The following is a 25,500-nucleotide window of genomic DNA, read 5'->3' as shown; positions in this document are numbered from 1 at the left end:
TACAAGGGGTGTGCATGAGCCTCATTTCTTGCGCAAACGCATCAGCTCCGGCAAGCCGATCTTGAGCAACCTCGCCGTCCGGCTCTTCGCCAGCGCCTCGATGCCCTCATGCTCGCTCAGGCGCGCCATCTGCGCCGCCATGTTCATCACCAGCGCTTCGCGGGAATAAACCCCGCCACCGAGCTGGTAGGCCGCTGCAATCAGCTCCCGCAACTCCAGTGGCAGGCGCCAGCGCGTGCGCAGCGCCGAACCATAGGCCGCACCATATTCAGCCAGCGCTTCACCCACCTCCTCCCACTCGTCCAGTTCGCCACCGGCCTGTTTCCACTCCTGCAAACAACGCAGCAATGCCAGATCGCCGAGGCGATGCAACATGCCGGCGCAATAGCAGCGCTCCTGATCCAGATCGAGCAAGCGCGCCAGCGTGCGGGCGTATTCGGCGGTGTGCAGGGACAGATTCCAGTAGCGCTCGGCATAGTCAGCCAACTGCGGATCGCTGAGCCGGGCACTGCGCTTGAGCGCCAACCCGAGAATCAGGTTCATGCTCTGCCCGGTGCCCAGGCGATGCAACGCCTGAGACAGGGTTTGCACCCCAACACCGCGGTGCTGGGCCGCGCTGTTGGCAGCGGCGATCAACACGGCCGTAACCTGCGGATCGGTGCGAATTTCGTCTTCCAGCACCGTCAGATCGAGGCCATTGGGATTGAGGCTGCGCTTGACCGCCACTTGCACGTCAGTCATCAGCGGCGCGCCTTCGGCCAATTCGCGTCGACGCTCCAGATACACCGGCAACGTCATGCCCGGCGCCAGCGATGGCACCTCGCACAAGACTTCTTCGCCAGCGTGCAGCAGTAACCCCTGCAACCGATGGGTCAGGCTTTCCATGTTCAAGGGCTTGGTCAGGTACGCGGCCGGCGCCAGAGGCAAGGCCTCGCGCACGCTGGCACTGTCGCTGCGACTGCTCATCAGAATGAATGGCATCGGCGGATTGCGTTTGCGCTGACGGATGCTGCGCAGGACATTCAGGCCATCGACGCCGGGCAACTCCCAGTCGGCGATCACCAGGTCATAGGGGTTGGCCGCCAACAACTCCAGCGCTTGCTGACCATCGGCGCACAAATCCAGCCGCGCATCGCAGCGTACGTTCAACAACACTTCCTTGAGCAGATCCCGGGACCAGGGGTCGGCCTCGGCGATCAGCACTCTCGGAACCGCGGGTAAAATGACGGTTGTCATACAGCTCTCCCTAGCAATGCAGGAACCTTAGCCAATGCCGGCCATTCGATACAGCGCTAATGCGCGGGATGTGCTTCAAGGGGCATGAAAAAACCCGCCGAAGCGGGTTTTTTGTGGATCAGGTCACACTGGGTGATCAGAGCTCGGAGAAGCACTCTTCGATGATCGCCAGGCCTTTGTCCAGTTGCTCGTCCGGCGAGGTCAGCGGTACCAGGACGCGCAGAACGTTGCCGTAGGTGCCGCAGGACAGCAGGATCAGACCCTTGTCGCGAGCCTTGGCCACAACGGCTGCTACCGCAGTCGGGTTCGGCTTGTGGCTGTCGCCGCCTTCGAACAGCTCGACAGCGATCATCGCGCCCAGGGCACGAACTTCACCGATCACCGGGTACTTGGCCTGGATGGCCTTCAGGCCGGTTACCAGACGCTCGCCGACTGCCTTGCAGCGATCCAGCAGGTGCTCTTCTTCGAACACTTCCATCACGGCCAGGGCCGCGGCGCAAGCGATCGGGCTACCGGCGTAGGTGCCGCCCAGGCCGCCTGGTGCGATGGCGTCCATGTATTCGGCCTTGCCGCACACACCGGCCAGCGGGAAGCCGCCAGCGATGGATTTGGCGAAAGTGGTCAGGTCGGCAGCAACGCCCATCTGTTCCATGGCGAAGAAAGTACCGGTACGGCCAGCGCCAGTCTGTACTTCGTCAGCGATCAGCAGGATGCCGTGCTGGTCGCACAGGGCACGCAGACGCTTCATGAACTCTTTCGGAGCGACGTAGAAACCACCTTCGCCCTGAACCGGCTCGATGATGATCGCGGCGATGTCTTTCGGCTCGGCGTCGTTCTTGAAGATGCGTTCGATGCTGGCAATCGAATCGTCGATGCTCACGCCGTGCAGTTCGTTCGGGTACAGCGCGCGGAAGATGCCGCCTGGCATCAGGCCCATGCCGGCCGAGTAAGGCACGACTTTACCGGTCAGGCCCAGGGTCATCATGGTGCGACCGTGGTAAGCGCCGGTGAAGGCGATCACGCCGGCACGGCCAGTGGCGGCACGAGCGATCTTGATGGAGTTTTCAACGGCTTCGGAACCGGTGGTCACCAGCAGGGTTTTCTTGGCGAAATCACCTGGCACCTTGGCGTTGATTTTTTCGCACACTTCTACGTACGGCTCGTAGGCCAGTACCTGGAAGCAGGTGTGGGTCAGCTTGTTCAGCTGCTCGGTCACGGCAGCGATGACTTTCGGGTGCACGTGGCCGGTGTTCAGCACGGCGATACCGCCGGCGAAGTCGATGAACTCACGACCTTCAACGTCGGTCACGGTCGCGTTCTTCGCGGAATCAGCGAAGATCGGGTGAATCTGGCCAACACCACGTGGAACTGCAGCGGTACGGCGGGCCATCAAATCAGCGTTAGTCTTGCTCATACATTCCTCATTCACCGCTCATCGGGCGGCGTGGTTCAAGGATTAAGCGGCGGGGAACTACAGCGGCAGCATGCGATGATCGACTGCCACAGTGTTCCCGGCCACCGAGAAAAATTCGTTTGAAGCACGCAAAGGGACAGCGCTCTCGTGCCCTTTGCGTTTGAAGCGATGCCTTTTTCCGGGCTTAGATGCCCAGGCAGAGGTATTTGATTTCCAGGTAATCTTCGATGCCGTACTTGGAGCCTTCACGGCCCAGGCCCGAGGCCTTGATGCCGCCGAACGGCGCGACTTCGTTGGAGATCAGACCGGTGTTGACGCCGACCATGCCGTATTCCAGGGCTTCAGCCACACGGAACACACGACCCAGGTCGCGGGCATAGAAGTACGAAGCCAGACCGAACTCGGTGTCGTTGGACATCGCGATCACGTCGGCTTCGTCTTTGAAGCGGAACAGTGGAGCCAGTGGGCCGAAGGTTTCTTCCTTGGCCACGGCCGCGTTGTTCGGCACGTTGGTCAGGATGGTCGGCTCGAAGAAGTTGCCTTCCATCGGCTTGCCACCGGCCAGTACGGTCGCGCCTTTGCTCAGGGCGTCGGCGATGTGTTCCTGCACCTTGGCCACGGCCTTTTCGTCGATCAGCGGGCCAGTGGTGGTGCCTGCTTCCAGACCGTTGCCGATCTTCAGCTTGGCGACAGCCACTTTCAGCTTCTCGGCGAATGCATCGTAGACACCTTCCTGGATGTACAGGCGGTTGGCGCAGACGCAGGTCTGGCCGTTGTTGCGGTATTTGGAAATGATCGCGCCTTCGACGGCCTTATCCAGGTCCGCGTCGTCGAACACGATGAACGGTGCGTTGCCGCCCAGTTCCAGGGACACTTTCTTGATGTCCTTGGCGCATTCGGCCATCAGTTGACGACCGATTTCGGTCGAACCGGTGAAGGACAGCTTGCGCACGATCGGGTTGCTGGTCAGCTCGGTACCGATGTCGCCGGCGCTGCCGGAAACAACGCTGAACACGCCAGCCGGGATGCCGGCACGCTGGGCCAGTTCGGCCAGGGCGAAGGCGGAGTACGGGGTTTGCGAAGCAGGCTTGAGCACCATGGTGCAACCGGCGGCCAGGGCCGGGCCGGCTTTACGGGTGATCATTGCAGCCGGGAAGTTCCACGGGGTGATTGCAGCGGTCACGCCGATTGGCTGCTTGATCACGATCAGGCGCTTGTCTGGCTGGTGGCCCGGAATCACGTCACCGTAGATACGCTTGGCTTCTTCGGCGAACCATTCGATGAAGGAAGCGGCGTAAACGATTTCGCCCTTGGCTTCAGCCAATGGCTTGCCTTGTTCCATGGTCATCAGACGAGCCAGGTCGTCCTGGTTCTCGATCATCAGTTCGAACCAGCGACGCAGTTTGCCCGCACGTTCTTTGGCGGTCAGTGCACGCCAGGCCGGCAGCGCCTTGTCGGCAGCTTCGATCGCACGGCGGGTTTCGGCAGCGCCCATTTTCGGCACGGTGCCCAGAATTTCGCCCGTTGCCGGGTTGTTGACCTTGATCGTCTGACCATTGTCCGCATCAACCCACGCGCCATCGATGAAGGCTTGCTGGCGGAACAACTGGGTGTCTTTAAGCTGCATGTCGGCTTTCCTTAACAGCACCGCAATGAATGCGGAGCAAATTATGATTGTAGAAAGGCGCCTCGATAGGCTGCCGTCAGGGAAATCATTCACCGGGCTGAAGCACATAAATAGCGCACGGATTGGACTCGCGCGGTTCAGCACCCAGACAAGAGCGTTTGAAATCTCAAACGAATCCTAGGATCAAAGGGGGTAAAGGACAATAGCCTGTTCGAAAAAAAGAACGAAAACGACGCTTTTGCCTGGTTTTTCTGATCAACGTAGCAGGCGCGCGTTACGCTTGTAATAAACGTAGGCGATTCAGCAGCATGGACGCCTTCAATGCATATGAGTATCATGGCGCCCGCTGCACCAGTAGCTCAGCTGGATAGAGTACTGCCCTCCGAAGGCAGGGGTCGTGGGTTCGAATCCCGCCTGGTGCACCACACAAATCAAGGGCTTAGGTGAAAACCTAGGCCCTTTTGTTTTGGGCTGTGCCAATTCTGTGCCTAAACCGTGCCTTGAGGTCTGGCACTCCCATTCGGCGAGTCAGACTTTTGAGAACTAGCCATAAGCCGGACTGTAGGCTGCAACTCTGTACCGATTTGAGGGCAACCACCTCAACTGGTAGTAGACGAGCGGCCTTGTTCGCCGCACCAACTACCCTCAGAGAGGCACCGACAGCGGTGTTTCGTTGCTAAGGCCGTCTGTCACAGGTCTGAACTGTTTAGTGATCGATTAAACGTCCGGCGTCCACATCGGCTAGGCAAGACTGCCCCACCACCAGATCTACACAAACCCAGTACAGGCAATGGTTCGCAAGGAATCAGTTAATGGGTGAGTGAGATCTCGGCAGCTGGGTCAATTCGGCGTCAGCGCCAACATCGACTCGCTACTTTCAAAATCGGCCGTGGACGAAATCGGCCAGAAACTCGTCCAAACTACTCGATTGCACTGCGAGACTGGTTCGGAGTAAACCTTAAGCCAGATCTCGTCGATCACTTCACGGAGGAACCAATTAAAGCTTCAATCTGTTAGGTAGTCCTCAATTGGCCGATTTACAGAGGAAGTTAAAAGAAGAATAACCCCGAGTAATGTGCCCAGCGAAATTATGCAGAATGCAGAAAAAATGCTTATATGACTATAGAGGACCATTAAGATGACAATCAAATATGAGGTCTGAGTACCCAAGGATGGAAGTATAATATAAGAGCCGTTTGTTTCCACAGCCTTCTCAATTCCGACCACGGAGGGGCATGCTGTAAAGTATGACCACAGGAGCATAGGAACAATAATTCCCGGCATATATTTTTTTGAAAACAGAAGAAGAGCAAAGCAGCAATACGCGGCAATGATAACCATATACAAAACCACAAAGGAATAGTGTTTAACCCTACCTCTTGATTGAAGTGACGACTTATAAGCTGGCAATAACTTAACTGGCATGAATAATTTGTCAATGACAAGCCCCTTAGCAACCATGCATAAAAGGCCAAGTCCTATCACGCCCCACTCACCAATCCATGAGAGCCAAATAAGCGTAATGAGAGCGCCAACCGTGTTTATTACAAAGATAATAGCTGTTAATATTTTCACCAATCTAAAGATCAATTTCATAATCCGCTACCAATTTCCTTAAAATACGATGCCAATGAAGGCTCATGATTCCATATAGTTTAAAATAGGATTAATCGCCACTCTCCAGCACTCTATTATTATTTTACAAAACATGTGAAAACCAACTTGCTCAGCTGCCGCGCAGCGGTTAGAGATGCGAGTGGATCTTTAAAAAAAACCTTTATTCGCGCTAAGTACAGAATTGCAAGCTGCGTAACGCGCGCCAATATGAGAGGATGTCCACCTGGCAAGGTTTTCTTAGAAATCCCAATGGCCTCAAGGTATAGAGGTTCAGCCTTCACCTCTAAGTCATGGCCACAGTAAAAATCCCCAATACGCCAGAGAATTAATGCGAGCTCAGGATGCCCATTGGGTAGTACTTTACGGTACATATCTAAAGCCTCAAGAAAAAGGCCTTGCGCTTCCTCGTAGCGTTTGTCTTCATTGTAAGCGCCTGCCAAATTTAGGATGGCTTCTGCAATATCTGCATGTGGCGCGTCCAAGGTTTTACGGCGAACAGATAAGGCATTCAGGAGTTCCGAATGTTTGTCAGTGGAATAAAAAAGACCTGTTGAACTTTCAAACGAAGTTGATATCTTGCGAAGTCTGTCTACAAACTTCAAAGTCTTAAATGCCTCTTGAACTTTGAAGTGGCTCTCAGGCAGCGACCTGTGATAGATTCTAAGAGCCTCATAACTCAAAGCATCAGCCTCGTCTAGTCTGTTTTGTTTTCTATATAGTTTTGAAAGAAGGTCTAAGCACCTAGCATTGTCAGGATGTTCTGCAGACAAAGTATTACGGTGAATCGCTAGAGCATTCAATATCAGAGCTTCAGCCTCATTAAAGCGCTCAGTATAACTATATACTTCTGCCAAGCTCGAAAGAAAACGAGCTAATTCTGGCCGTCCATCTACTAACAACTCTGGGAAGTGCGACCTTATATTCTCTAACAGAGATTCAGCAAGTTCAAATTTTTTCTGCCTAATATAAACACCTATAAAGGCAAGAGAGGTTTTTACGATGTACGGCCGCCCCCCTCTTAATTTGCAGTAAACTTCCAAAGCGTCTTTAAATAACGTCTCCGCCTCTTCAAGCCGATTTTGGTCAAAAAATATATTTGCCAAACAGCAGTGAGCGATAGCAATATTTACGCTATCCTCAGACAAGGGAGTAGATAAAATGCCAATTGCTTGTTGCGCTTTTTTTTCAGCCTCCTCTAGCCTTCCTAAAGAGCGATATCCTTCTGCTAAATTCACAAGACTGAGTGCGATACTATAATCATTTATCGGCAGATATTTTTTTGATACTTCAAAGCTTTGCTCAGCCCAAACCACTCCAATATTCAAAAATGAATTATCAAGAAGCCTCGTCGCAACTTCCTTATTCAATACACATAAGGAAGGAGGCACGCCAAACTCTTTCTGCCAACTAACAATCAAAGCGCTTGTATGGTGATTGATCTCTGAACTGCCGGCCCCTAGAGATCTCAACGCAACCATGAGAGTGCCCGGATCGACCTTGTAACATTTTATTAAAGTTTCAGGAAACGAAAACTCTTTTACCAGATGCTGCTTTGATCCCGACTTAAACTGGAGATTAGATAATAAGGTGTGCTGGTGGACGCGCTCAGTTACATCCAAATCACTATTGCTGACAGCGCCATCTATCAGCCGATTTCGTAGTGTCCGCTCATCGCAATAGTTGAGAACTGCGGATTGCAGCGCACTATGCATTAACTGCTCACGTCCCGCCCTACGCAATAAGTAGGGACGGAGCACAGAAAGAAGTTGGCTGAGCAGTTGCCGAGGAAGACGGGGTCTTCCTGATTGACTATCAATTGGATCAGCTTGAGAAGCCATGAGCTCCCCAAGCTGATCTTCCGACAAACCAACCCTAGACACTGCCAGCAAACCTGCGAGGCCGCTGACCAGTTTTGGATGCCGGCGATCGCTGAGATCCCGATCCCATGTCTCTAGAAGGTGTTGGAACAGGTCGCCTACGTTGGTGTATTCCAAAAGCGTTTCAAGGTCTTGGGGTAAACTTTCATGGACAGCTCGGACCCGCAGTTGCTCCAAAACAACTCTAAGAAAAAGAGGTAACGAAACGGCCGACGATGCTGTTATTCGTCCAACTAGGGAATCCGCCAGACCTTTTCGGTAGTTACGAGTATAAGCTCCGATCATGTCCCGAAGTTGAGTCGTATCAGGCTTACTAAGCTGGTAGCACTGAACACAGGATTCATTGACCTTTACATCTAGCGTTCCAGATAGAATTAGTATGACTTCAGGCGGTATCGATATTCGTTGTAACTGATGCAGCGATACAGAAACATCCATCGCCTGATTGAGCGCATCTAATAGCAAAATGAGAGGTTTACCCTTGCGATTGCTTGATACACTCTGAAGCGTTGATTCCAATACCCGCCAGGGATTCATGTCCCAAAGTCTCTCGGATTTTTGCACCACGTCAGCATTTGGGGGGGTGAGCAGAGTGATTAATTCATCTCGCCACTGCTCAATGCTGCTATGACCATCGGCTCCTATGTAATAGTCAATAACTTCCGCACCTTCAATCTGCGTAGGCAGGTAGCCTGCCAGGTCGGCCATTAATGCGCTCTTGCCCAAGCCGGACTCGCCCTGAATAAGGAAACGATTGCTCTCTCCTAGGCTCAGTCGCTGACGGCAATAGTCAAGAACGTCTCGTCGTGCATTGGCTAACGGCACATAGCAGGTCAATCGCGTGCGGGAAAAATTTATGTGGGGCCGGCGAAGTCGGATGCGAATATCGTCGCTTTCGCTTGCTGGATAGCGGAGATCTAGCTCTGCTAAAAGTTCCTCTTTGATCGACCCACCAAAGAGCTCAACAGTTGCGTAGTTGTCAACCTTGATGAGGCCGCTTTGACGCAGGCGTCGCTTAAGAGCCCCCAACTTTCCATCGCCAGCATCGTAAAAGTCGCTGCTTCGCTTAGCCCCAAATTTTTGGAACAATTTCTGCGATAAGTCAGGATGGCGCAGATAGAATAGAGCTTCGACATGGTGGAGGTGCTGTCCCTGAAGCGCATACTGAAACTCAAGCTCAGTGACGCTGATGCCCGCTTCCAGAGCTTTCTCGATCTCCGCGCCGTACTCATGCAGGTCCTTAAGTGCTAGATAGCTGGCTAGGTCGTTACGGTTCGGAACCCAGCCATATCGCTCACCCACAAAGCCGATAAAAAATGGAGGAAACCCACGGCAACGATCAATTTCGCTAAGGCAAATCGCGATTGTGGTGCCGTTTTTGGCTTCCTCCTCGGTGACCCCCCAGCGCAAATCTATTTCAGTGAAACCAACACCACGCTCGGCACAGCGCTCCCGGACTTCGGGAAACACATGTTTTAGCAGGTAATCTCGTTCAACCTGCATATCCTTGAAAGTAGATGATAGAAAAACTCGAATCTCGCGTTTTGTATCTATGTCAGTGTTTGGCACCGAAACGTCCCTGTCTGTATGCGATAAAGGATTGTGCGACCTGAGAGGTGCCTTTTATCAGCAAGCCTGTCGTTGCTCGAGCCCTGTCGACTGCTCGATAAAATTACCGAAATGTTCTAGACGGACTCGGCTTTTGGCCACAGCACGGCCTACAGCTTGCATGTCATGAATCAAGTCGATGGCGTCCAGGCTGTGTAGGTTGCGGCCAATCATCTTTTCGCAACCGATCGAGGTGAGACCTTGCCCTGTCAAGTCGACGTTGTACCGTGCATATGTAAAGCAGGGCGAAGGCGTTGCACCGCGAACATCGCCAATCATATCGCCCAACTCACTGTCTAGTGGATCACCGGCAACACATTTGCCAAGAGCCCTACAGAGCATGTCTTGCTGGTTAGCCGAAGCGAACATCAAGGCCATTGGTGTCGAAGTCGCAGTGTAAAGAAGGTTCATCCGGCGAGGCGTCAAATCTGGTGCGGACGCCGGGTGCAAGCCAGTACCCACCGACACCACCAGCATGTCGTCTACGCCAGTCTTCCAACCTATGCGGTAAGCAGGCAGTGTGGCGTTGAGGTAAGTAATAAATGCCGGATTATTGTATGGCGTAAGGCCACCATCAACAAAGACGAACGGTTTTTTCAGCCCAGGAAAGTGGATAGTTTCTGGGGCGAAAAAGGTCGGTGCAGCCGTACTGGCTCGCACAATACGCCACAAAGGGAGGTCCAGATTATTTCCAGGCCCGGGCTGGTTGAATTGTGCGTAGGGATTGTTGGTGAGTAGCCAGGGCGAGTCCGTTGTGGCGTTCTTAAGCACCACCATCAGCAGGGATTTCAGTCGATCAGAGCCCAGAGTAGTGTGCTCACCGAAGCGCTCCTTCATCAGACGCTCTAGTTCATAATGAACGTAACGATGAAAACCTATCCGTTGCCACCAGCCTGCCCGCTGAAACATCCGTTGGCCGGACACGCTATACAGTTCGCGCAACTCTGCCACTTCCATGCCTAATGACAACCCAGTAGCTAGAATCGCACCAGTGCTACAGCCTGACATAAAGTGGAACCAGTCGGATAAGCGCAGTTGCGGATTACCAGTCCCCAGGCGGAGCAAACGCTCAATCTCGGCGAGAATTTCGACCGCGATAACGCCGCGGATGCCACCGCCGTCGATCGTCAGGAGGCGCTTTTTGCCTTGGCTTTGCACAATACCTTGGATGACGGGATTCACTATGTATTCCTTGTAGTTTTTGCTTGCTGATCACCCACCATGTGCGGGGACGATCGTCTTACGTTCAGTGGTGGCAAGCCATTGCATATGCTCACGGGATAACTCAACTCCTACTGCCTCAAAAACCGCCGAGCTAATACCTTCAGCCAGCGGGGTCATCAACAGTGCCTCCACTCGTTCAAGGTAATGCTTGGTTGTCTCGTACTGGGCGTGCAGCTCTTTGATAGAGGTGTTGCTGGCGTGCAGTTCGAGCACCGCCCCGACAACCGGGATCCAGCCTATGCAAAAAACAATGAGATCTTTCCATACCAACTCCAGACCAGGCAGTGCGGTGTGTTTAAAGAAGGAGTAAAAGCAAAGCAACAGCACGCAAAGGACCACCGGAATACAAATGGTCGCTTTGACAATGCGCTCTATTTTCTTGTGGCTCTGGTGCAGGCGGTGACTAGCTTTGTGGTAGTACGCACGCTGCGTCGCGATCCAGTCGTGGAGAATTTTGCCGCGATCGACGGCACTGGCTCCACCGTCATTGCCACCCAGAGAGGATTGTCTGATCAAAGAAACGATGGTGTTACGTTTATCCGAGCCTTGGCCCGGCAGGCGTTGAGCGAGTGAAGCGTGGCCCTCCGGATCAACCAGGCCAAGTGCTTGCCAGAAAAACTCTATGCGTAAGGACTCGGAAACAGCGCGATAGAAGGCATAGCGGAACTTAGTTTGGTTAGGCTTGATTCGGAGGTACCAAAGCAACGAGAGTACGAACAGACAGACATAGCCAGCTAGTATCAGCGGTGATTGAAGGATTTTGGCGTAGAACAAAAAAAGGCTGGTCAGTATTAGAGTCAGCACCGCCACCAACCTGTGGGTATGGATGGTCTTGAGCTGAAACGCATTTGCCAGCCCGTCAAACCGCCGAAATAGCTCCGCGATTGACTTTAAGCCGCGGCAGCTTTGATTATAGTTAGAATAATCGTCACATGGCCAATAGCCTTGGCTGTCGCTATTTTCGATAAGGGCCCGACTTGAGCGGTTAAGTTCGCTCAGATGTTCGGTGGTTCGGGCTGGTGGCTGCTTGGTAACGTTGATACCTTCAGCGTTCGCGTTCAGCACGTAGCCACAGTGCTCATCGACCGCTTCGGCAGACTGGCGATTAGCGCTGATCCGAAATACCGGCAAGGTCCCAGAGTCGTGCAGGTAGCTGTTAATTTCGTTCAACAGTTGCCCAGACGTACTCTGGGTGCGCGCCAACAAGCCCAGTGGTTCGATCGCCTGTAAGGTTATGTATTCGGTACCACCAGGCTTCGGCAGTTCGCCACGAATGCTCGATAGGTTACCGTCCCAGATCACTACCAGAATATCGGACTTGTTGAGCAGGTAGTCGCCTAGATTGGTATAGGCCTGCTGGCGCTCAGTCACCGCCGACAACTCCAGTACCGGCAATTGAAGAGCTATGTGCTCTGCGTGGAGCGCATCGAAAGCCGCGAGTGCCGAGCCATAAAAGTCCTCGCGGTATTGCGCCAGCGGCATTGGGTAAACCGCCACCGGCTGTACCGGCAAGCCTTCTCTGTGCAAGGCCAGGGCTGTCCTGGCTACCAATTGATCGGCACCTTCGGCAAGACCAGTAATCACACGTAACCCGAGATCAGGGTATCGCTTAACCAATCCTGTAATTAGCTCGCGGAACTGTTGTTCGATTCTAGCCGTGTCCTGCGCAAGAAGGTCGCGGTGTCCGGTGACACCGATAACTATGGAGAGTGGCTGAGTCATACCATTAGATTCACTTAAAAGCTGGAAAAGCACTTGGCACGCACGATCGGCGGTTTGCTCAGAAGCAGGCCGGAAGGCAGGTTTTTTCAAAACACGGCTCACGTCGATATTCCTCGATGTGAGTCATGCAAGCATACCCTCGAAGGGTACAACTACAAAAAAAATAATAGCTGAACGCCATCATTGCTTTTAACTTTCACAAAATCACTGAAGGGTCCAAATTTCGGTGCCGATCATCCGCAGCAAATCCTCACTTAATGCGCGAATCTAGCGATGCCTAGAAAAACTCGCTAGACCCTACTGTATTTTGTTGGCCAGTTCGGAGTTCTGATCGTTGAGGGTGCTGGTGGCCGTTAGCGCCGGCCAATCCATAGGGAGGCGATCCATGATCGCAGGGTGTTGGCGCTGATGAGATTTTTAACCAGACTGCCGGAATTTATTGACCCACCCGAATACACAAAAATGGTGGTCTTGCGGGATATTTCAGAGTCAGAAAATGGGTCAGTCAATATCAGCAACCTGGCTCAACATCGCATCAGCGCCAACACCGGCGCACTGCTTCTCCACTTTGCACGTAAATATCAGCTCTAAGGGAAAGGAATCTTTCCTCTAAACGCATAAAACACCAGCAAGGACAAATATTCTTTACTTAATCCTAAAGCTCTACGCGCAGCGTAAGCTGCACACCCAGGTACGAAATGCAGCCACCGAACCACCCGATTGAATCGGAATTTTCCAGTATCGGGGCGTATGGGGACATCTGTAAGGTACCGAAGTTTTGTTTACACCTTGGGATCTCAGAGCGACGGCTGAACAGCAATACGATGATCTAGCCCGATTAACTGGATTGGCTCAGCTGGAGATTTGAACCAGGGGCGGCTAGTGGTCAAAAATCGACTAAGCAAATTTCGTATTCTGTGCCCCCACCATTCACCCTTAAGTGCCGGTAGTCGCTTCTAATCACATAGTTCGCGTTTAGCTCAGAGCCTTACTGTGTGGGCCCTAGAGCCATTTAACGTCATCTTCGAATACCTAAGGTTCCTGTACCGCATTGCCCTCCGAAGGAGGGGTCGTGGGTTCGAATCCCGCCTGGTGCACCATAGATAGAAACGAGAAAGCCTCAGGCCCGATGGGTCTGGGGCTTTTTTGTGGGTGTTTGAAAGCTTCGCGCCTAATGATCAATGCTGTTTTTTTCAAACAGCTGGCCAATGTCTCTCGCACTATGCAGCACGCGTTCGACCTTGATCTCGTCGTCCATCAAACAGTAGAAAATCAGATATCGGCCATGGGGAAGCATTCGCAATCCCTTGGCGCAATCGTCTCTTGAAACACCCAGATTCGGTTGTTCGATCAACCGTGTGCATTGCATGCGTAGCTCGCCCACAAACGTCCGGGCCCACTCAGGATTGTCTCGGGCGATAAATCGAGCGACTTGCAGCAGATCGTCCCGTGCCAATGCAGAGAAAAGCAATTGCCTCATGGGCGGCTCTGCTCTGCTTCTACCTCATCAATCAGCGCATCAAGCTCGGCAAACATTGTGTCGGCAGCAACGGCCGGACGCGGATCGTTGCGGCTCGCGGCAATGGCTTCACGAAGTTCGGCAGCGTGCAGTCGATCCAGCAGCTGTTGATAGGCCGCGTGCGGTAAAAGATAGGCGGCTGGACGATTGTGGTTGAGTACGGCAACAGGCTCGGAACCAGCTTGCTCGATTACAGAGCTCGGGCTGCGCTTGAGCTCGGTGATGCTGACCGAGCGACTTGCAAGTAGCTGCTCCATGGCGGCTCCAATGGTACGTAAAAAAGTACCTTATAGTGTGCCATTCTCTGCATGAGGGTCAATGAGTCTCCGACCGCTGCTGTCCTGGCCCACAAAAAAACCGCCGAAGCGGTTTTTTTCATTCTGTTGTCCAGTCGAACTCGTCGTATTCATCATCGTCCTCGTCGTCCTCGAAAAACTCTTCTTCAAGGTCGTCGTCTTCAACAATGTCTTCCTCCGGCTGATTCAGCAGAAAATCCTTGCGACTCTCGGTAATCGCTCGCCGCAGTTCTTCACCCTTTTGCGGGCAGTTGAGCATTTGGGCGATGCGGTCGATTTTTTTTGCCACGGCATCCTCCAACGCATCGGCTATACCCTGATAGTGCGCGCTTTCGGGGGTGGATGCCAAATCCCCGGAATGCCGCGCACTTCAGTTTTCTGCAAATCCGCGGGGGCGATCAGCCTTTAGCGGTGATAACGCCGTACCACACTGCTGTTTCTCAGAACGTGGCCTTTGATTTTTTCCAGCAACTGCGCACGGCTCAGGCCGGCGGGCAAGGCTTCCGGGGCCAGGTCCAGGGCGAAGATCTGGATGATGTAGTGGTGCGCGCTGTCGCCAACCGGTGGGCAAGGGCCGATGTAGCCGGTGGTGTTTTTGCTGTTGATGCCGCCGAAGCCCTCGAGGCCGGGTTTGCTCCCGGCGCCGGCCGGGATCTGGTGAGTGGCGGCCTTGATGCCGTAATGCACCCACTGATCGACGCCCTGGCCCTTCTGGCCGTCAGGGTCGTGCATGACGATGGCATAGCTTTGGGTGGCTGCCGGACCGGCGTTCCAATTCAATGCCGGGGAAATGTTGTGTCCGCCGCATCCGGCGGAATCACTGGCGGCGGCCGACGTGAACAGACGGTCATCGGAGACACCGGGAATGTTCAGGGTGAAGCGTTCCTGAGCCTGCGCCGGGAACTGCACGCAAAGGGCGACTGCTACGGCCGCGAGCCAAGAGTTGATTGAGGTCAATCGGGTCATACCGGAGCACCTTGTGCGTGTTGGGCCGTCGTCGGCGTGCAAACTATAGCCGGACCGTTCACGCCTTGGCAGGGGGAATTGGCTGAACCTCGCGATAAGTACCAGACTCATAAGTGATACGTCTGTCTGGAGAGCGATCATGACTCTGCATCGCGTTGCGCGGGTCGCCAATGTACCTGAAGACCGGGGTCTGGAAGTACAGGTCCAGGGCAGCAAGATTCTGCTGCTGCGGACCGGTGAACAACTGCGCGCTTATCAGGCCGAATGCCCTCATGCCGGAGCCCCGCTGGCGGACGGCGCGGTATGCCATGGGCGCCTGACGTGCCCGTGGCACAAGGCGCAGTTTCGGATCGAGGATGGCGGGCTGTGTGAGCCGCCAGCCCTGGACAGCCTCAAGCGCTATCCCCTCGAAGTCCGCGACGGCGACATCTGGGTCGGCGACCAGCCGATGCCGGACGCCCACACGCCACCGGCCGACGATTCGCGGACTTTCATCATTGTCGGCGCTGGTGCGGCAGGTACGGCGGCGGCAGCGGCGTTGCGCGAGAAAGGATTCGGTGGCCGGTTGCTGTTGATCGACCGCGAAGCCGACGCCGGATATGACCGCACGGCGCTGAGCAAATACGTGATCGCCGGGGAGATGCCATTGAGCGAAGTCCCGCCGCTGCGCGACGAAGACTTTTACCACGAGCAGCGGATCGAGCGCCTGCAAGGCGAAGTGGCAAGCCTGGATGCACCAAACAGGACGCTGCGGCTGACTGACGGCCAATCACTGACATATGACGCAGCACTGCTGGCCACCGGCGGCGTACCCAATTCGCTGACGCTGCCCGGCGCCGACCTGCCGCAAGTGTTCGTTTTACGCTCCAAGGTCCATGCGCAGCAGATTCTGGACAGTGCCAGCGCCGGGCAACGGGTGGTGATCATTGGCGACAGTTTCATTGCCATGGAGTCCGCCTCGTCCCTGCGCCAGCTTGGCTTGAACGTGACCGTGCTGGCCCGCCACGAAGTACCGTTTTCCAAGCAGTTCGGCGACACGGTCGGCAAGGCCATTCGCGCGCGTCATGAAGCCAATGGCGTGGTGTTTCATACCCAGGGCAATGCGGCACGGATCGAAGGAACGGACAAGGTCGAAGCCGTGCACCTGGACAATGGCCAGCGCTTGCCGGCCGATCTGGTGCTGCTCGGCGTTGGCGTCACGCCAGCCACTGCTGCCTTTACCGGGCTGCCGAAAGCGCAGGATCACTCGCTGAATGTCGACGGTGGAATGCGCGTGACCGACGGACTCTGGGCGGCTGGCGACATCGCCACGTTCCCCCTGAACAACCAGCGCCTGCGCATCGAACACTGGCGGCTGGCCCAACAGCAGGCACGGATCGCCGCGGCCAATATGCTGGGTGGTGACGAGCATTACCTCGACGTGCCGTTTTTCTGGACCTGGCATTTCGGTAAAACCTACGACTACCTCGGCCACGCCGAGTCCTGGGGCGAAGTCGAGTTCAAGGGCGACCCATACGATCCGCCCTTTATCGGCCTGTTCGGAACAAATGGCATGGTGTCGGCGGCGGTGGCCTGCGAGATGGACCGGGTCATGGCGATGCTCGCCGAGCGGATGAAACAACCGTTGCCATGGGAAGAGGCATGGCGGTTGATCCGTGACGTTCCGTCGTGATGCCGGACAGCAAAACGCCCGGCGCCTGCGCGATGCAGAGGCCGGGCGTTACCGGATAAACGGCCGCCGTTATTCGGTGGCGCCAGCACCGGCGAACTTGCTCATCACAAAGCTGGCAAACTCTTCGACGGTCATTTTCTGGCCATTGAAGTCCACCTGATTGTTGGCGTAATGCAAATTGGTGACGATGTTATTGCCATCCAGTTTTGCCAGTTGGCTGCCGACCGCCATGCTGCTGAACATGTCTGCGGTGGCAGTGGCCTGGTCGGCAATCAGCTTGGCGTCGGTCTGGCCGTCGATTTGCGATTGCACGGTCAGTACATCGATCAGCATCGGTTTGGACACTTGCAGCTTGAAGTCCAGCAGCGCGATCAACTGCCTGACCAACTGATCGGTCGGCAGGTCGATGGCCTGTGGCTTGGTCAGGTCGAGCACCATGTTGGCGCGGCTCTCACCATTGGCGGTGTTGAACGACAGGTTTTCCAGGGCCACTCGCGGACCAGCCGCCAGCAGTTTTTCCAGGCTGGATTTGAGCAGTGCCTCTTCGGCTTCGGTCAGTTTCAGCTCCGGTGCCGGCAGACCGGCTGCCGTCGCTTCGGCCGCCGCCCGTTCATACGGCTGCAGCCTGGTCTGGTAAACCTGCATCAACGACAGGGTGGCCGGGATGTCGAGGTTCTTCAGGCTCATGGCCAGCGCACCGGAACCGACGGTCTTGCCGTTCAAGGACACTTCGCCGACCTTGTAATCGGCACGCCCGGAGGCGCTGCTGCCCGACTCTTCAGTCAGGTTTCTCATCTCGAATTTCTTGAAGTCCAGCACCGACTGCTTGACGCCAAAAGTCGATTTGCCGCTGACCAGTTCAAGGACGTTCTCGCCGATGTAGAACCCGTAGGTACTTTTTGTCAGGTTGCTGGCGAGGGTCAGGCCGTTCAATTCAACCTGCACCGGTGCCTGGTCTTCGGAAACGGTGGTTAACTTCAAGCTGTCCATGTAGCCGTTGGCCTTGACCTTCTGCGCCTTGGCACTGGCGTCGACGTCGATGCTCAGTCCGGAGAACTTCATGCTCGACTTGTCATCCAGCGCCATCTCCAGTGGCTGCAACTCAAGGGTGCCCTTGGTGGCGTTGTCATAACCGATGTTGACCACGCCGGTCAGCGGGGATTTGTCCTTGGCGGCGGCAAACCACTTCTCGGTGAGCGGGGTCTTTTCCAGTTCGTAGTGACTGGTCGCCAGGACCGGCAGCAATTTCAGCGACATCAGCCGCGAGAACGGCAACGGGCCGTGTTCGATGTGATCGACAAACAGCAGCTCGACCGGCGCTTCGCCGAACATTTCACCTTCGCCCTTGAGGCGATAGTGCGCGATGCTGCTGAATACATGACGCTCCAGCGACACCAGCTCCAGCGACGCGTTACCGTTGGAACCAACCATGGCCGCTTGCAGCTCCTTGTTGGCGTCGGCAATCGAGGTGTTCAACGCACCTTCGAGTCTGGTGCCGGTGAACCAGGCTCCGCCTGCGCTGATGGCAGCGATTGCGACAACGATTCCCAGTAGCACGCCTGCTGATTTATTCATGTATGACCCGTTCAATGTCCGTTGTTGAAAGTGAGGTCGTCTTCCCTGAACCCATGACGGGTTGCGGCTCGACTGCGCTGAAAGTGGAATGGAGATTAGCATCAGGCGCGACGAACGGCCCAATGATTAAAGGTGAAGGAGTGTCTTCGGGGGGTGTTCACAGGGTTGGGGATTATTTGCGCCCAAACAATCACCTTCGCGAGCAGGCTCGCTCCCACAGGGGAACGCATTCCAATGTGGGAGCGAGCCTGCTCGCGAAGGCGTCGGTACAGCCAATATCGAGATCTCAGGAGTATTGGACCTCGATCTCATCCAGTTGATGATCAAAGCTTTTGAGCCGCGCAGTCCAGGTGTATACCAGCACTTCGAAGTCGCGGTTGATCACCGCCCCGCCCGTCACTTCTGCGCGCGGGTCGCAGACGTCCAGTTGATAGCGTTCGCGGGCCATGGCCGTGGCGACATCGGCCAGTTCCCGGGCATTGTTGAGCCAGTGCCGACCGTCGTCAGCCACTTGCCGGTCCAGCGCCACGCATTGTTTTTTCAGGGTATCGAGGCTTTTTTCCAGCGGTGTGCCGGTCAATTCGCCCATGACTTCCTGAAACGTGCGCCCCGGTTGCCAGTAACTGCCCCAGAAATAACGGTCGAACACCGTTTCGACACGGCGCAACGCAACCTTGGTGTCCCAGATCAGGACCAGGGTCTTGCCTTGTTCGAGTTGTCTTTTCTTGATGCGTTGATTCTGGACCGAGGCCCAGGCCACCACCGCAATGGACATCACGGCAATCAGCGCGACGGTACTGTCGAGGAACGCCAGAGCCTTGTCGATCTGGTGGGCCAGCATGATGCCGTAGAAATAGGTAGCCGACAGCAGCACCAACGCCACGATGGCGCACCAGAAGCCGAGAGCGTAAGGGTTTTTCATTTATGGTTCCCCCTGACCTGCGCGAGCCTTGTGCGAAGAAAGGGCGCTTTGCACGGGGCGCCCTCCCAACACTTCAAAGCATAGCAACGGCCTCAGGGTTTGCCGGAGTTCGACGCTTGCGTTCGTCCGCTTTCCCAGCCGCCGCCCAACGCGAGGAACAAGTCGATCTGGCTGGCGGCAACCTGAGTGTTCGCGGCCGCCAGTTGCGCCGTGACATCGATGTAGGTTCGCGTGGCTTGCAGATCGGCCAGGAACGAGGCGCGGCCGGCCTGGAAGAAGCGGTGGGTCTGGTCGGCCGCCAGTTTTGCCGATTGCTCGGCGTCCGCCAGGGCATCGCGGCGTTGCAGTAACGCGGTGTACTGGGCAAGGCCGGTCTGGGTCTCGCGAATGGCGTTGAGCACCACCCCGTCGAAATGCGCCAGCGTTGCCTGGGTCACCGCTTCAGCTTCGCGGATGCGCGCCCGGGCGCCGTTGGTCGGCACCTTCCAGGTCAGCGACGGACCGAAGCCCCAGCGGTTGGTAGACGGGTCGCCAAGATCGTCCAGGATACCGACGGTACCGATGGTCGCGCCGATGCTGATGTTCGGATACAGCTCACCCGTGGCGACACCGATACTGGCCGTCGCGGCAGCCAGTCGCCGCTCGGCCTGTCGTACATCCGGGCGGCGCTTGAGCAACGCAGCGCCATCACCCACCGGAATCAGTTGGGCGATTTTTGGCAGTTCATCGCAGGTGGCGGTGCCGGCCGGCAGTTGGTCCACCGGCTTGGCCAGCAACATCGACAAGCGGTACAGCCCGGCCTGACGCGATGCCTCATAACGCGGCATGTCGGCGCGCAGGGATTTGAATTGGGTTTGCGAGCGGGTGACCTGGGTTTCGTCGCCACGCCCGGCATCACGCAGACGCTGGATCAGCGTGGTGCTCTGGGCTTGCAGGTCGAGGGAGTGCTGGGCAATTTCCCGCTCTTCATTGGCCGCGCACACTTGGGTGTAGGCCCGGACCACATCGGCCACTACGGTGATGCGTGCAGTATCGGCGGCGGCCTGCGTCGCATCGGCATTGGCCTTGGCCGCTTCGATACCGCGTTGCAAGGTCCCGAACAGGTCGAACTGGTACGACGCGCTGATGCCGATATCGCCGATGTTGGCCACCGGCACTTTTTCCGGCAGCAGGAACGCCTGGCCAGACTCCTGCAAGCGCTGGGCGCCCATCTGCACGCCGCCGCTCCAGCCACCCGCCGCTTCGGCCTCATCGACCTGCGCGCGAGACCGCGACAGACTGGCCGCCGCCACGCGCAAATCGGTGTTGGAGGCCATGGCCTGCTGCACCAACTGGTCGAGTCGCGGGTCCTGATACAAACGCCACCAATCGGCCGGCACCGGCGCGGACACCACCGGTTTGCCGTCGACCGCCAGATCGCCCTGGAAGTCTGGACGATGGACAGCCGCCTCTTCGGGCAAATGATAATCCGGCCCGACCATCTGACACGCCGACAGCAGCAAACCCATTCCGGCAACCGCCAAACCCGAGGCCTTGCTCATTGCGCCGGCTCCCGTTTCTGATCGTCGATGATCGATACCGTGGCGGTGCGCCCGGCGATCATGCGGAAGTCGTCCGGCACGTCATCGAAGGCGATGCGCACCGGAATCCGCTGGGCCAGCCGCACCCAGCTGAATGCCGGATTGACGTTGGGCAGCAGGTTGTTGCCACTGGTGCGATCACGGTCTTCGATACCGGCAACGATGCTCTCCACATGCCCGCGCAGGCGCGCATTGTCGCCGATCACCCGGATGTCGACGCTCTGCCCGATATGGATGCCGTTCAGCTTGGTTTCTTCGAAATAGCCGTCGATGTGGAACGAATTACTGTCGACCACCGACAACACCGGCCGTCCGGCGCTGACGAACTCCTGGGTCCGTGGCGCACGGTCGTTGACGTAGCCGTCCACCGGGCTGCGGATCACCGAGCGGTCGAGGTTCAGTTGTGCGCTGTCCACCGCCACCTGGGCTTCCATCAACGCCACTTGGGCGCGGGCCACCTTTGACTGGCTTTCTTCCAGTTGTTCACCTGGCACCAGGTTACCAAGGCCTTTGTTGCGCTTGGCCTCACGCTGGGCCTGGGCCAGGGTTTCTTCGCGGTCGGCGACAGCCGCTTTCGCTTGGCGCAGGGCCAGCTTGAAGCGGTCCGGGTCGATGCTGAACAGCACCTGGCCGCGCTTGACCAACTGGTTGTCGCGAACCTCCACTTGCTGGATCAGCCCGGAAACGTCCGGGGCGATTTGCACGATGTCGGCACGGATGTGCCCGTCGCGGGTCCAGGGCGCGAACATGTAATACATCACCATGCGCCAGACCACGACAACGGCGAAGCTCACGATCAGCAGGGTCAACACCACGCGACCAAGGGTTAGAAACGGTTTTTTCATGTCATCAGGTATCGACTGAGTGAATCCACGGCGCCAAGCAGCAGGGCGTAGAGGGCCACGTTGAACAATGCCCGGTGCCAGACCAGACGGTAAAAGTGCAGGCGCGTCAGCACCCCGTGCACCAACAGGTACAACACATACGTAATGCCCATCAGCACCAGCAGCGTGGGCAGGAACACCCCGCTAAGATCCAGGTCACCGATCATAGGGGCGCTCCATCAATGCCATGGGGAAGCGGTTCTTCGGGCTCGACGGAACCGACGAATTCAACGCCGGGCAACAAGGCCAGGCGCAGGCCGCTCAGGGCGTGCAGCAAATGCCGGCGGGTTTCATCGTCGCCGGCACCGCTGAGGGCGCGGCGCGTGCGGTCGAGGGTCATCAGCAACGGGCTCGGTGCCGGCAAGCGCTCGCCAGCCTTCAGGCAGGCCTTGAAGTACTCGCCAACCTCGGCCACCACCTGGCGCAGCAGCACCTGCGGCACACCGAGGACCCGTGGCGTATAAGCGAGCAGGTCCAACAGATTCAGCGCCACTCGCACTTCCCGCAGTGCCACGCCGGAGTCCTGGCCGGTCATGGCCAGCCGCGGCAGATGCTGCATCAGCCGATCGAGCATCTGTATGCCCAAAAGTCGATGCTCAGACAATGTGGCCGGTTCGGAGAGGCCAACAATGTCGCGCCAACTGAAGCGAGTCAGACGCTTGGCTGCCAGTTCGGCACCGAACGGCCGGGCGATCAGGGTCCAGATGAACGCGAACAACAGCCCCATGGGCCCGGCCAGGTTGGAGTTGGCGAAACTGAGGAAGTCCGCGTCGTAGGCACCCTGAATGCTGATGAAGGACGAGGTGTTGACCAGGGTCAGCAGCATACCCAGGTAAAACTGCGGTTTGACCGTCAGGGTACCGACGCAGATGAACGGCACGGCAAACGCCAGCACCAGCATCGGAAAGTCATGCAGGTTGGGCAGCACCAGAAACAGATAAAGGCTGGCGAACACCACCGACATCGCCGTCCAGAAAAAGAACCGGTAAATCTGCGGCGCCGGGTCATCCATCGAGGCGAAAAAGCTGCAGGCCACCGCCGCCAGGATCACTGCGCTGCCGCCATCGGTCCAGCCGAGCAGAATCCACAGCACCGAGGCCACGATAATCGCGGTCACGGTGGAGGCCGCGGAGTAGAACATCAGACCGCGGTCCAGAAACGGCGTCAGCCGGCCCAGCCGCCAATGCCGAAACACCGCACGCCAGTTGTCCTGGCTTTCGCACTGGATGGCGTATTGCAGGCTGCGGCAGTCCTGCCACAAATCGATCCACTCGCCGAGGCGGTAAATCGCGTTGGAGAACAACAGTTGCTTGCGGTCATCCAGTGCCTGGGGAGCTGGCTGCAGGGCCTCAAGTTGATCCTTCAGGGCTTGCCAGCGATCGAGATCGGCATCCTTGTACCCGAGCCATTCGGTGGTGGCCGCCAGCAACGGCGCGAACTTGTCCACAAGCTCGGGGGTGCGCCGCTCCAATGCGTAAAGCGCGTCGTCGAGGGCATCGATCACTGGCAGCAGGTGAATCATCCGCCCGCGCAACTCCTTGGTGTTGCGCACCGTCTGCGGACGCGAACCTTCGTGGGGCAACTGACCGATCATCAATTCCAGGGAGTTGAAGGTAGCGACCATCGATGCCCGCAACGCACTGACTTCTTCGGGCTGCACGTTGCGGCTGAGGAAGCGCTGGCTATAGATCGATGCATCGGTAAACCATTTGCTCACCGAATCATTGAACACCGGCGCCAGACGCCGGGGCCAGAACATGGCAGCTACCACTGCCGCCACGGCGATGCCCAGAAAGATTTCTTCGGTCCGTGCTTCGGCCACATCCCACACCCCCAACGGGTTATTCACCACTGGCAGGGCGATCAACGGCAAGGTGTAACCGGCGAGCATCAAGGCGTAGTTGTTGGCCGTGCGCAAATGCAGGGACAGAAACAGCAGCGTGCCGGTCCACAGTGCAATCACCACCACCAGCACGTAAGGGCTCTGTACGAACATCGGCACGAACAGAACCGCCGCCGCAGCGCCGACAAAGGTGCCGATTGCCCGGTACAGCGCCTTGGAAGTGGTCGGCCCGAGAAATGGATTGGAAACGATGTACACCGTGGCCATCGCCCAGTACGGACGGGGCATCTGCATGAGCAAGGCGATGTACAGCGCGATCATCGATGCAGCGAAGGTACGGACCCCGTAGAACCAGTCCCGCGCCGGGGGCATGCCAGAGAAAAAACCGTTCAAGAGTTGGCCACCGACGGCGGCGTGGCCGCTTCAAATGCTCTCAGTACCCGCAGCGTAGCTTCCAGATCACTCTGGTCAATGCCTTCAAGTACTTCGTGGCGCAAGCGCACCAACTCCGCTTCGACCGCTTGCAGCAGGTCCCGACCGGTTTCGGTCAGGCTCAGGCATTTGGCGCGGCGGTCCTGTGTGTCTTCGGTCCGGCAGACGTAACCGGCATGGCACAGTTGATCGAGCAGGCGCACCAGTGACGGGCTCTCCATCCCCGAAGCTTGCGCCACCCTCACCTGGCGCACGCCCTCGCCCAGGCGCCCGATCATCAACAGCGGAACGGCGCAGGCTTCGGAGATTCCATAGTTGACCAGGGTGGTCTGGCAGATTTTGCGCCAATGCCTGGCGGCCACCACCATGGCACTGCTGATGTTCATCTGGAGGACGTCGAGGTTATTCGGCACGAGGGAAAACACACACTGTTAGTTTGCTAACTATCAATATCGCATTGGAGAGGATTTTCCGTCAAGTTTTGAAACATATTGGCTTCCATCCGTCGCGAAGCCATAGGAGGTGAACAAGCCACCGTACTGAAGATGTATATACTTTGTCATCACGACAACCGAGAAGGCAGCCATGTCGAAACAAGCCGTTTTTACAATGAAACTTGAGTCTGAACTGCGTGAACAGTTCATGGCAGAGGCAGAAGCCGCTCATCGCCCCGCCTCGCAAATCGTCCGGGAAATGATGCGTCAGTTTGTTCAAACCCAACGGGAGACTCGCGAGTACGAAGCATTCCTGCAGCGCAAGGTCGACACCGCACGCGCTTCAATGCGCGCCGGTGACGGGCTGGCAAATGATGAAATCGAGGCAGAGTTCGCTGCCAGGCGCAGGCGGGCCGAGCTACAGGAATGAAAATAATATGGACGAAAGAAGCAGCACAGGACCGTGCAGACATTTGGGATTACCTGCATGCCGTTAACCCAAAAGCAGCCATCGACATGGACAACCGGTTCAGCGATGCGCTATCCCGGCTTGCCCAATACCCGGAAAGCGGCCCTGTCGGGATCATTACAGGCACTCGCGAGCTGATTCCACATCAGAGTTACCGCATTGTTTATGAACAGGGACTGGACGCCATCTGGATACTCGCCCTGGTCCATACATCCCGACAGTGGCCGCCCGGAAGATGACGATTCACACCCCCCGCCCCTTCCTCAGCAGCACATCCAGTTGATCCACCACCTCGGCCCAATCCGCGTCATCGAGAATCTCGTCCCGCAGAAGTTCCGCCTGGCTCGGGCTCCAGAAAAACGCATCCGCAAGGTGCAGTTCCGGTTTGAGCGGTGAATGGGTAGCGATGAATTTATCAATGCTTTCGGCATCGTCCGGCAGGCCGAGTTGCTTGAACAGCGAAGGTAGGTTGTGGGTCGGGTTTTCCATGTCGAACTCCTGCGAACCGATCAAGGGACCGCTGCGCGGTCATCGCGGGCAAGATCACTCCCACAGGGTTCTGTGTGGGAGTGGGCTTGCCCGC

Annotated in this window: 23 protein-coding genes and 1 tRNA gene; 5 read left to right on the top strand and 19 right to left on the bottom strand. The window is 56.6% G+C overall.

Features of this window, described 5'->3' with window-relative positions:
- Window positions 1–21 precede the first annotated feature (21 nt).
- The 3 genes from ACEN8E_RS00270 to gabD all read right to left on the bottom strand — a co-directional run bounded on the left by ACEN8E_RS00270 (window position 22) and on the right by gabD (window position 4,277).
- Window positions 22–1,236, bottom strand: coding sequence for an HDOD domain-containing protein (locus ACEN8E_RS00270; protein WP_495590970.1), 1,215 nt, complete (start codon window positions 1,234–1,236; stop codon window positions 22–24).
- A gap of 136 nt (window positions 1,237–1,372) precedes the next feature.
- Window positions 1,373–2,650 carry a 4-aminobutyrate--2-oxoglutarate transaminase gene (gene gabT / locus ACEN8E_RS00265; protein ID WP_008019119.1) on the bottom strand — a complete coding sequence of 426 codons (1,278 nt, stop codon included), beginning with the start codon at window positions 2,648–2,650 and terminating at the stop codon, window positions 1,373–1,375.
- Between the two features lie 184 nt (window positions 2,651–2,834).
- Window positions 2,835–4,277 (bottom strand): NADP-dependent succinate-semialdehyde dehydrogenase, encoded by a 1,443-nt coding sequence (gabD, locus tag ACEN8E_RS00260; RefSeq protein WP_495590969.1) that lies wholly within the window; start codon window positions 4,275–4,277, stop codon window positions 2,835–2,837.
- A gap of 348 nt (window positions 4,278–4,625) precedes the next feature.
- Between gabD and ACEN8E_RS00255 the strand changes: the two genes are divergently transcribed.
- Window positions 4,626–4,702, top strand: a tRNA-Arg gene (locus ACEN8E_RS00255).
- A 580-nt stretch (window positions 4,703–5,282) separates the two neighbouring features.
- On the opposite strand, the gene ACEN8E_RS00250 is transcribed toward ACEN8E_RS00255, so the two are convergent.
- The 4 genes from ACEN8E_RS00250 to ACEN8E_RS00235 all read right to left on the bottom strand — a co-directional run bounded on the left by ACEN8E_RS00250 (window position 5,283) and on the right by ACEN8E_RS00235 (window position 12,427).
- Entirely contained in the window at window positions 5,283–5,873 is a 591-nt protein-coding gene (locus tag ACEN8E_RS00250) for a hypothetical protein (RefSeq protein WP_495590968.1), read from the bottom strand.
- Window positions 5,874–5,971: 98 nt separating this feature from the next.
- Window positions 5,972–9,340: a tetratricopeptide repeat protein gene (locus ACEN8E_RS00245; protein WP_495590967.1), complete on the bottom strand. Its 3,369-nt coding sequence runs from the start codon at window positions 9,338–9,340 to the stop codon at window positions 5,972–5,974.
- A 57-nt stretch (window positions 9,341–9,397) separates the two neighbouring features.
- The gene (locus tag ACEN8E_RS00240) at window positions 9,398–10,561 is read right to left on the bottom strand and encodes a patatin-like phospholipase family protein (RefSeq protein ID WP_495590966.1); all 1,164 of its coding nucleotides are present in this window, start codon (window positions 10,559–10,561) and stop codon (window positions 9,398–9,400) included.
- 30 nt (window positions 10,562–10,591) lie between these two features.
- Window positions 10,592–12,427, bottom strand: coding sequence for a hypothetical protein (locus ACEN8E_RS00235; RefSeq protein WP_495590965.1), 1,836 nt, complete (start codon window positions 12,425–12,427; stop codon window positions 10,592–10,594).
- Between the two features lie 306 nt (window positions 12,428–12,733).
- On the opposite strand from ACEN8E_RS00235, the gene ACEN8E_RS00230 reads away from it, so the two are divergent.
- A complete protein-coding gene (locus ACEN8E_RS00230; RefSeq protein ID WP_495590964.1) occupies window positions 12,734–12,916 on the top strand; it encodes a hypothetical protein in 183 nt (60 codons plus the stop codon).
- Between the two features lie 580 nt (window positions 12,917–13,496).
- Here the strand turns inward: ACEN8E_RS00230 and ACEN8E_RS00225 are convergent.
- The 4 genes from ACEN8E_RS00225 to ACEN8E_RS00210 all read right to left on the bottom strand — a co-directional run bounded on the left by ACEN8E_RS00225 (window position 13,497) and on the right by ACEN8E_RS00210 (window position 15,106).
- A complete protein-coding gene (locus ACEN8E_RS00225) occupies window positions 13,497–13,805 on the bottom strand; it encodes a type II toxin-antitoxin system RelE/ParE family toxin (RefSeq protein WP_495590963.1) in 309 nt (102 codons plus the stop codon).
- A complete protein-coding gene (locus ACEN8E_RS00220) occupies window positions 13,802–14,101 on the bottom strand; it encodes a type II toxin-antitoxin system Phd/YefM family antitoxin (RefSeq protein WP_495590962.1) in 300 nt (99 codons plus the stop codon). Before ACEN8E_RS00220 ends, ACEN8E_RS00225 begins: the two co-directional genes overlap by 4 nt.
- Window positions 14,102–14,219: 118 nt before the next feature.
- The gene (locus ACEN8E_RS00215) at window positions 14,220–14,489 is read right to left on the bottom strand and encodes a hypothetical protein (protein WP_495590961.1); all 270 of its coding nucleotides are present in this window, start codon (window positions 14,487–14,489) and stop codon (window positions 14,220–14,222) included.
- Window positions 14,490–14,545: 56 nt separating this feature from the next.
- Window positions 14,546–15,106, bottom strand: coding sequence for a YbhB/YbcL family Raf kinase inhibitor-like protein (locus ACEN8E_RS00210; protein WP_495590960.1), 561 nt, complete (start codon window positions 15,104–15,106; stop codon window positions 14,546–14,548).
- Between the two features lie 139 nt (window positions 15,107–15,245).
- Here ACEN8E_RS00210 and ACEN8E_RS00205 point away from each other — a divergent pair, with 139 nt between their 5' ends.
- Window positions 15,246–16,778, top strand: coding sequence for an FAD-dependent oxidoreductase (locus ACEN8E_RS00205; RefSeq protein ID WP_495590959.1), 1,533 nt, complete (start codon window positions 15,246–15,248; stop codon window positions 16,776–16,778).
- A 69-nt stretch (window positions 16,779–16,847) separates the two neighbouring features.
- On the opposite strand, the gene ACEN8E_RS00200 is transcribed toward ACEN8E_RS00205, so the two are convergent.
- From ACEN8E_RS00200 to ACEN8E_RS00170, 7 genes are all read right to left on the bottom strand, one after another.
- Window positions 16,848–18,353 carry a YdgA family protein gene (locus ACEN8E_RS00200; protein WP_495590958.1) on the bottom strand — a complete coding sequence of 502 codons (1,506 nt, stop codon included), beginning with the start codon at window positions 18,351–18,353 and terminating at the stop codon, window positions 16,848–16,850.
- Between the two features lie 286 nt (window positions 18,354–18,639).
- On the bottom strand, window positions 18,640–19,275 hold the full coding sequence (locus ACEN8E_RS00195) for an NADH:ubiquinone oxidoreductase subunit N (protein WP_495590957.1): 636 nt from the start codon (window positions 19,273–19,275) through the stop codon (window positions 18,640–18,642).
- A gap of 92 nt (window positions 19,276–19,367) precedes the next feature.
- Window positions 19,368–20,816 carry an efflux transporter outer membrane subunit gene (locus ACEN8E_RS00190; RefSeq protein ID WP_495590956.1) on the bottom strand — a complete coding sequence of 483 codons (1,449 nt, stop codon included), beginning with the start codon at window positions 20,814–20,816 and terminating at the stop codon, window positions 19,368–19,370.
- Complete coding sequence (locus tag ACEN8E_RS00185) at window positions 20,813–21,700, bottom strand: efflux RND transporter periplasmic adaptor subunit (protein WP_495590955.1); 888 nt, start codon at window positions 21,698–21,700, stop codon at window positions 20,813–20,815. The genes ACEN8E_RS00190 and ACEN8E_RS00185 overlap by 4 nt, the downstream gene beginning before the upstream one ends.
- Entirely contained in the window at window positions 21,697–21,906 is a 210-nt protein-coding gene (locus tag ACEN8E_RS00180) for a DUF1656 domain-containing protein (protein WP_007987399.1), read from the bottom strand. Before ACEN8E_RS00180 ends, ACEN8E_RS00185 begins: the two co-directional genes overlap by 4 nt.
- Window positions 21,903–23,975, bottom strand: a complete 2,073-nt coding sequence (locus tag ACEN8E_RS00175) for an FUSC family protein (protein WP_495590954.1) — start codon at window positions 23,973–23,975, stop codon at window positions 21,903–21,905. Before ACEN8E_RS00175 ends, ACEN8E_RS00180 begins: the two co-directional genes overlap by 4 nt.
- Window positions 23,972–24,400, bottom strand: a complete 429-nt coding sequence (locus ACEN8E_RS00170; RefSeq protein ID WP_495590953.1) for a MarR family winged helix-turn-helix transcriptional regulator — start codon at window positions 24,398–24,400, stop codon at window positions 23,972–23,974. The genes ACEN8E_RS00175 and ACEN8E_RS00170 overlap by 4 nt, the downstream gene beginning before the upstream one ends.
- A 199-nt stretch (window positions 24,401–24,599) precedes the next feature.
- Between ACEN8E_RS00170 and ACEN8E_RS00165 the strand changes: the two genes are divergently transcribed.
- Both ACEN8E_RS00165 and ACEN8E_RS00160 read left to right on the top strand, forming a co-directional pair.
- A complete protein-coding gene (locus ACEN8E_RS00165; protein WP_495590952.1) occupies window positions 24,600–24,878 on the top strand; it encodes an antitoxin of toxin-antitoxin stability system in 279 nt (92 codons plus the stop codon).
- Complete coding sequence (locus ACEN8E_RS00160) at window positions 24,875–25,156, top strand: type II toxin-antitoxin system RelE/ParE family toxin (RefSeq protein ID WP_495590951.1); 282 nt, start codon at window positions 24,875–24,877, stop codon at window positions 25,154–25,156. The genes ACEN8E_RS00165 and ACEN8E_RS00160 overlap by 4 nt, the downstream gene beginning before the upstream one ends.
- A 4-nt stretch (window positions 25,157–25,160) precedes the next feature.
- On the opposite strand, the gene ACEN8E_RS00155 is transcribed toward ACEN8E_RS00160, so the two are convergent.
- Entirely contained in the window at window positions 25,161–25,406 is a 246-nt protein-coding gene (locus ACEN8E_RS00155; RefSeq protein ID WP_085727562.1) for a DUF2789 domain-containing protein, read from the bottom strand.
- Between the last annotated feature and the right edge of the window lie 94 nt (window positions 25,407–25,500).

The organism is Pseudomonas sp. Pseusp9 (genome assembly GCF_059491265.1).
The sequence above is the reverse complement of the archived record's forward strand: the minus strand, read 5'-3'. Positions and strand labels throughout refer to the sequence as shown.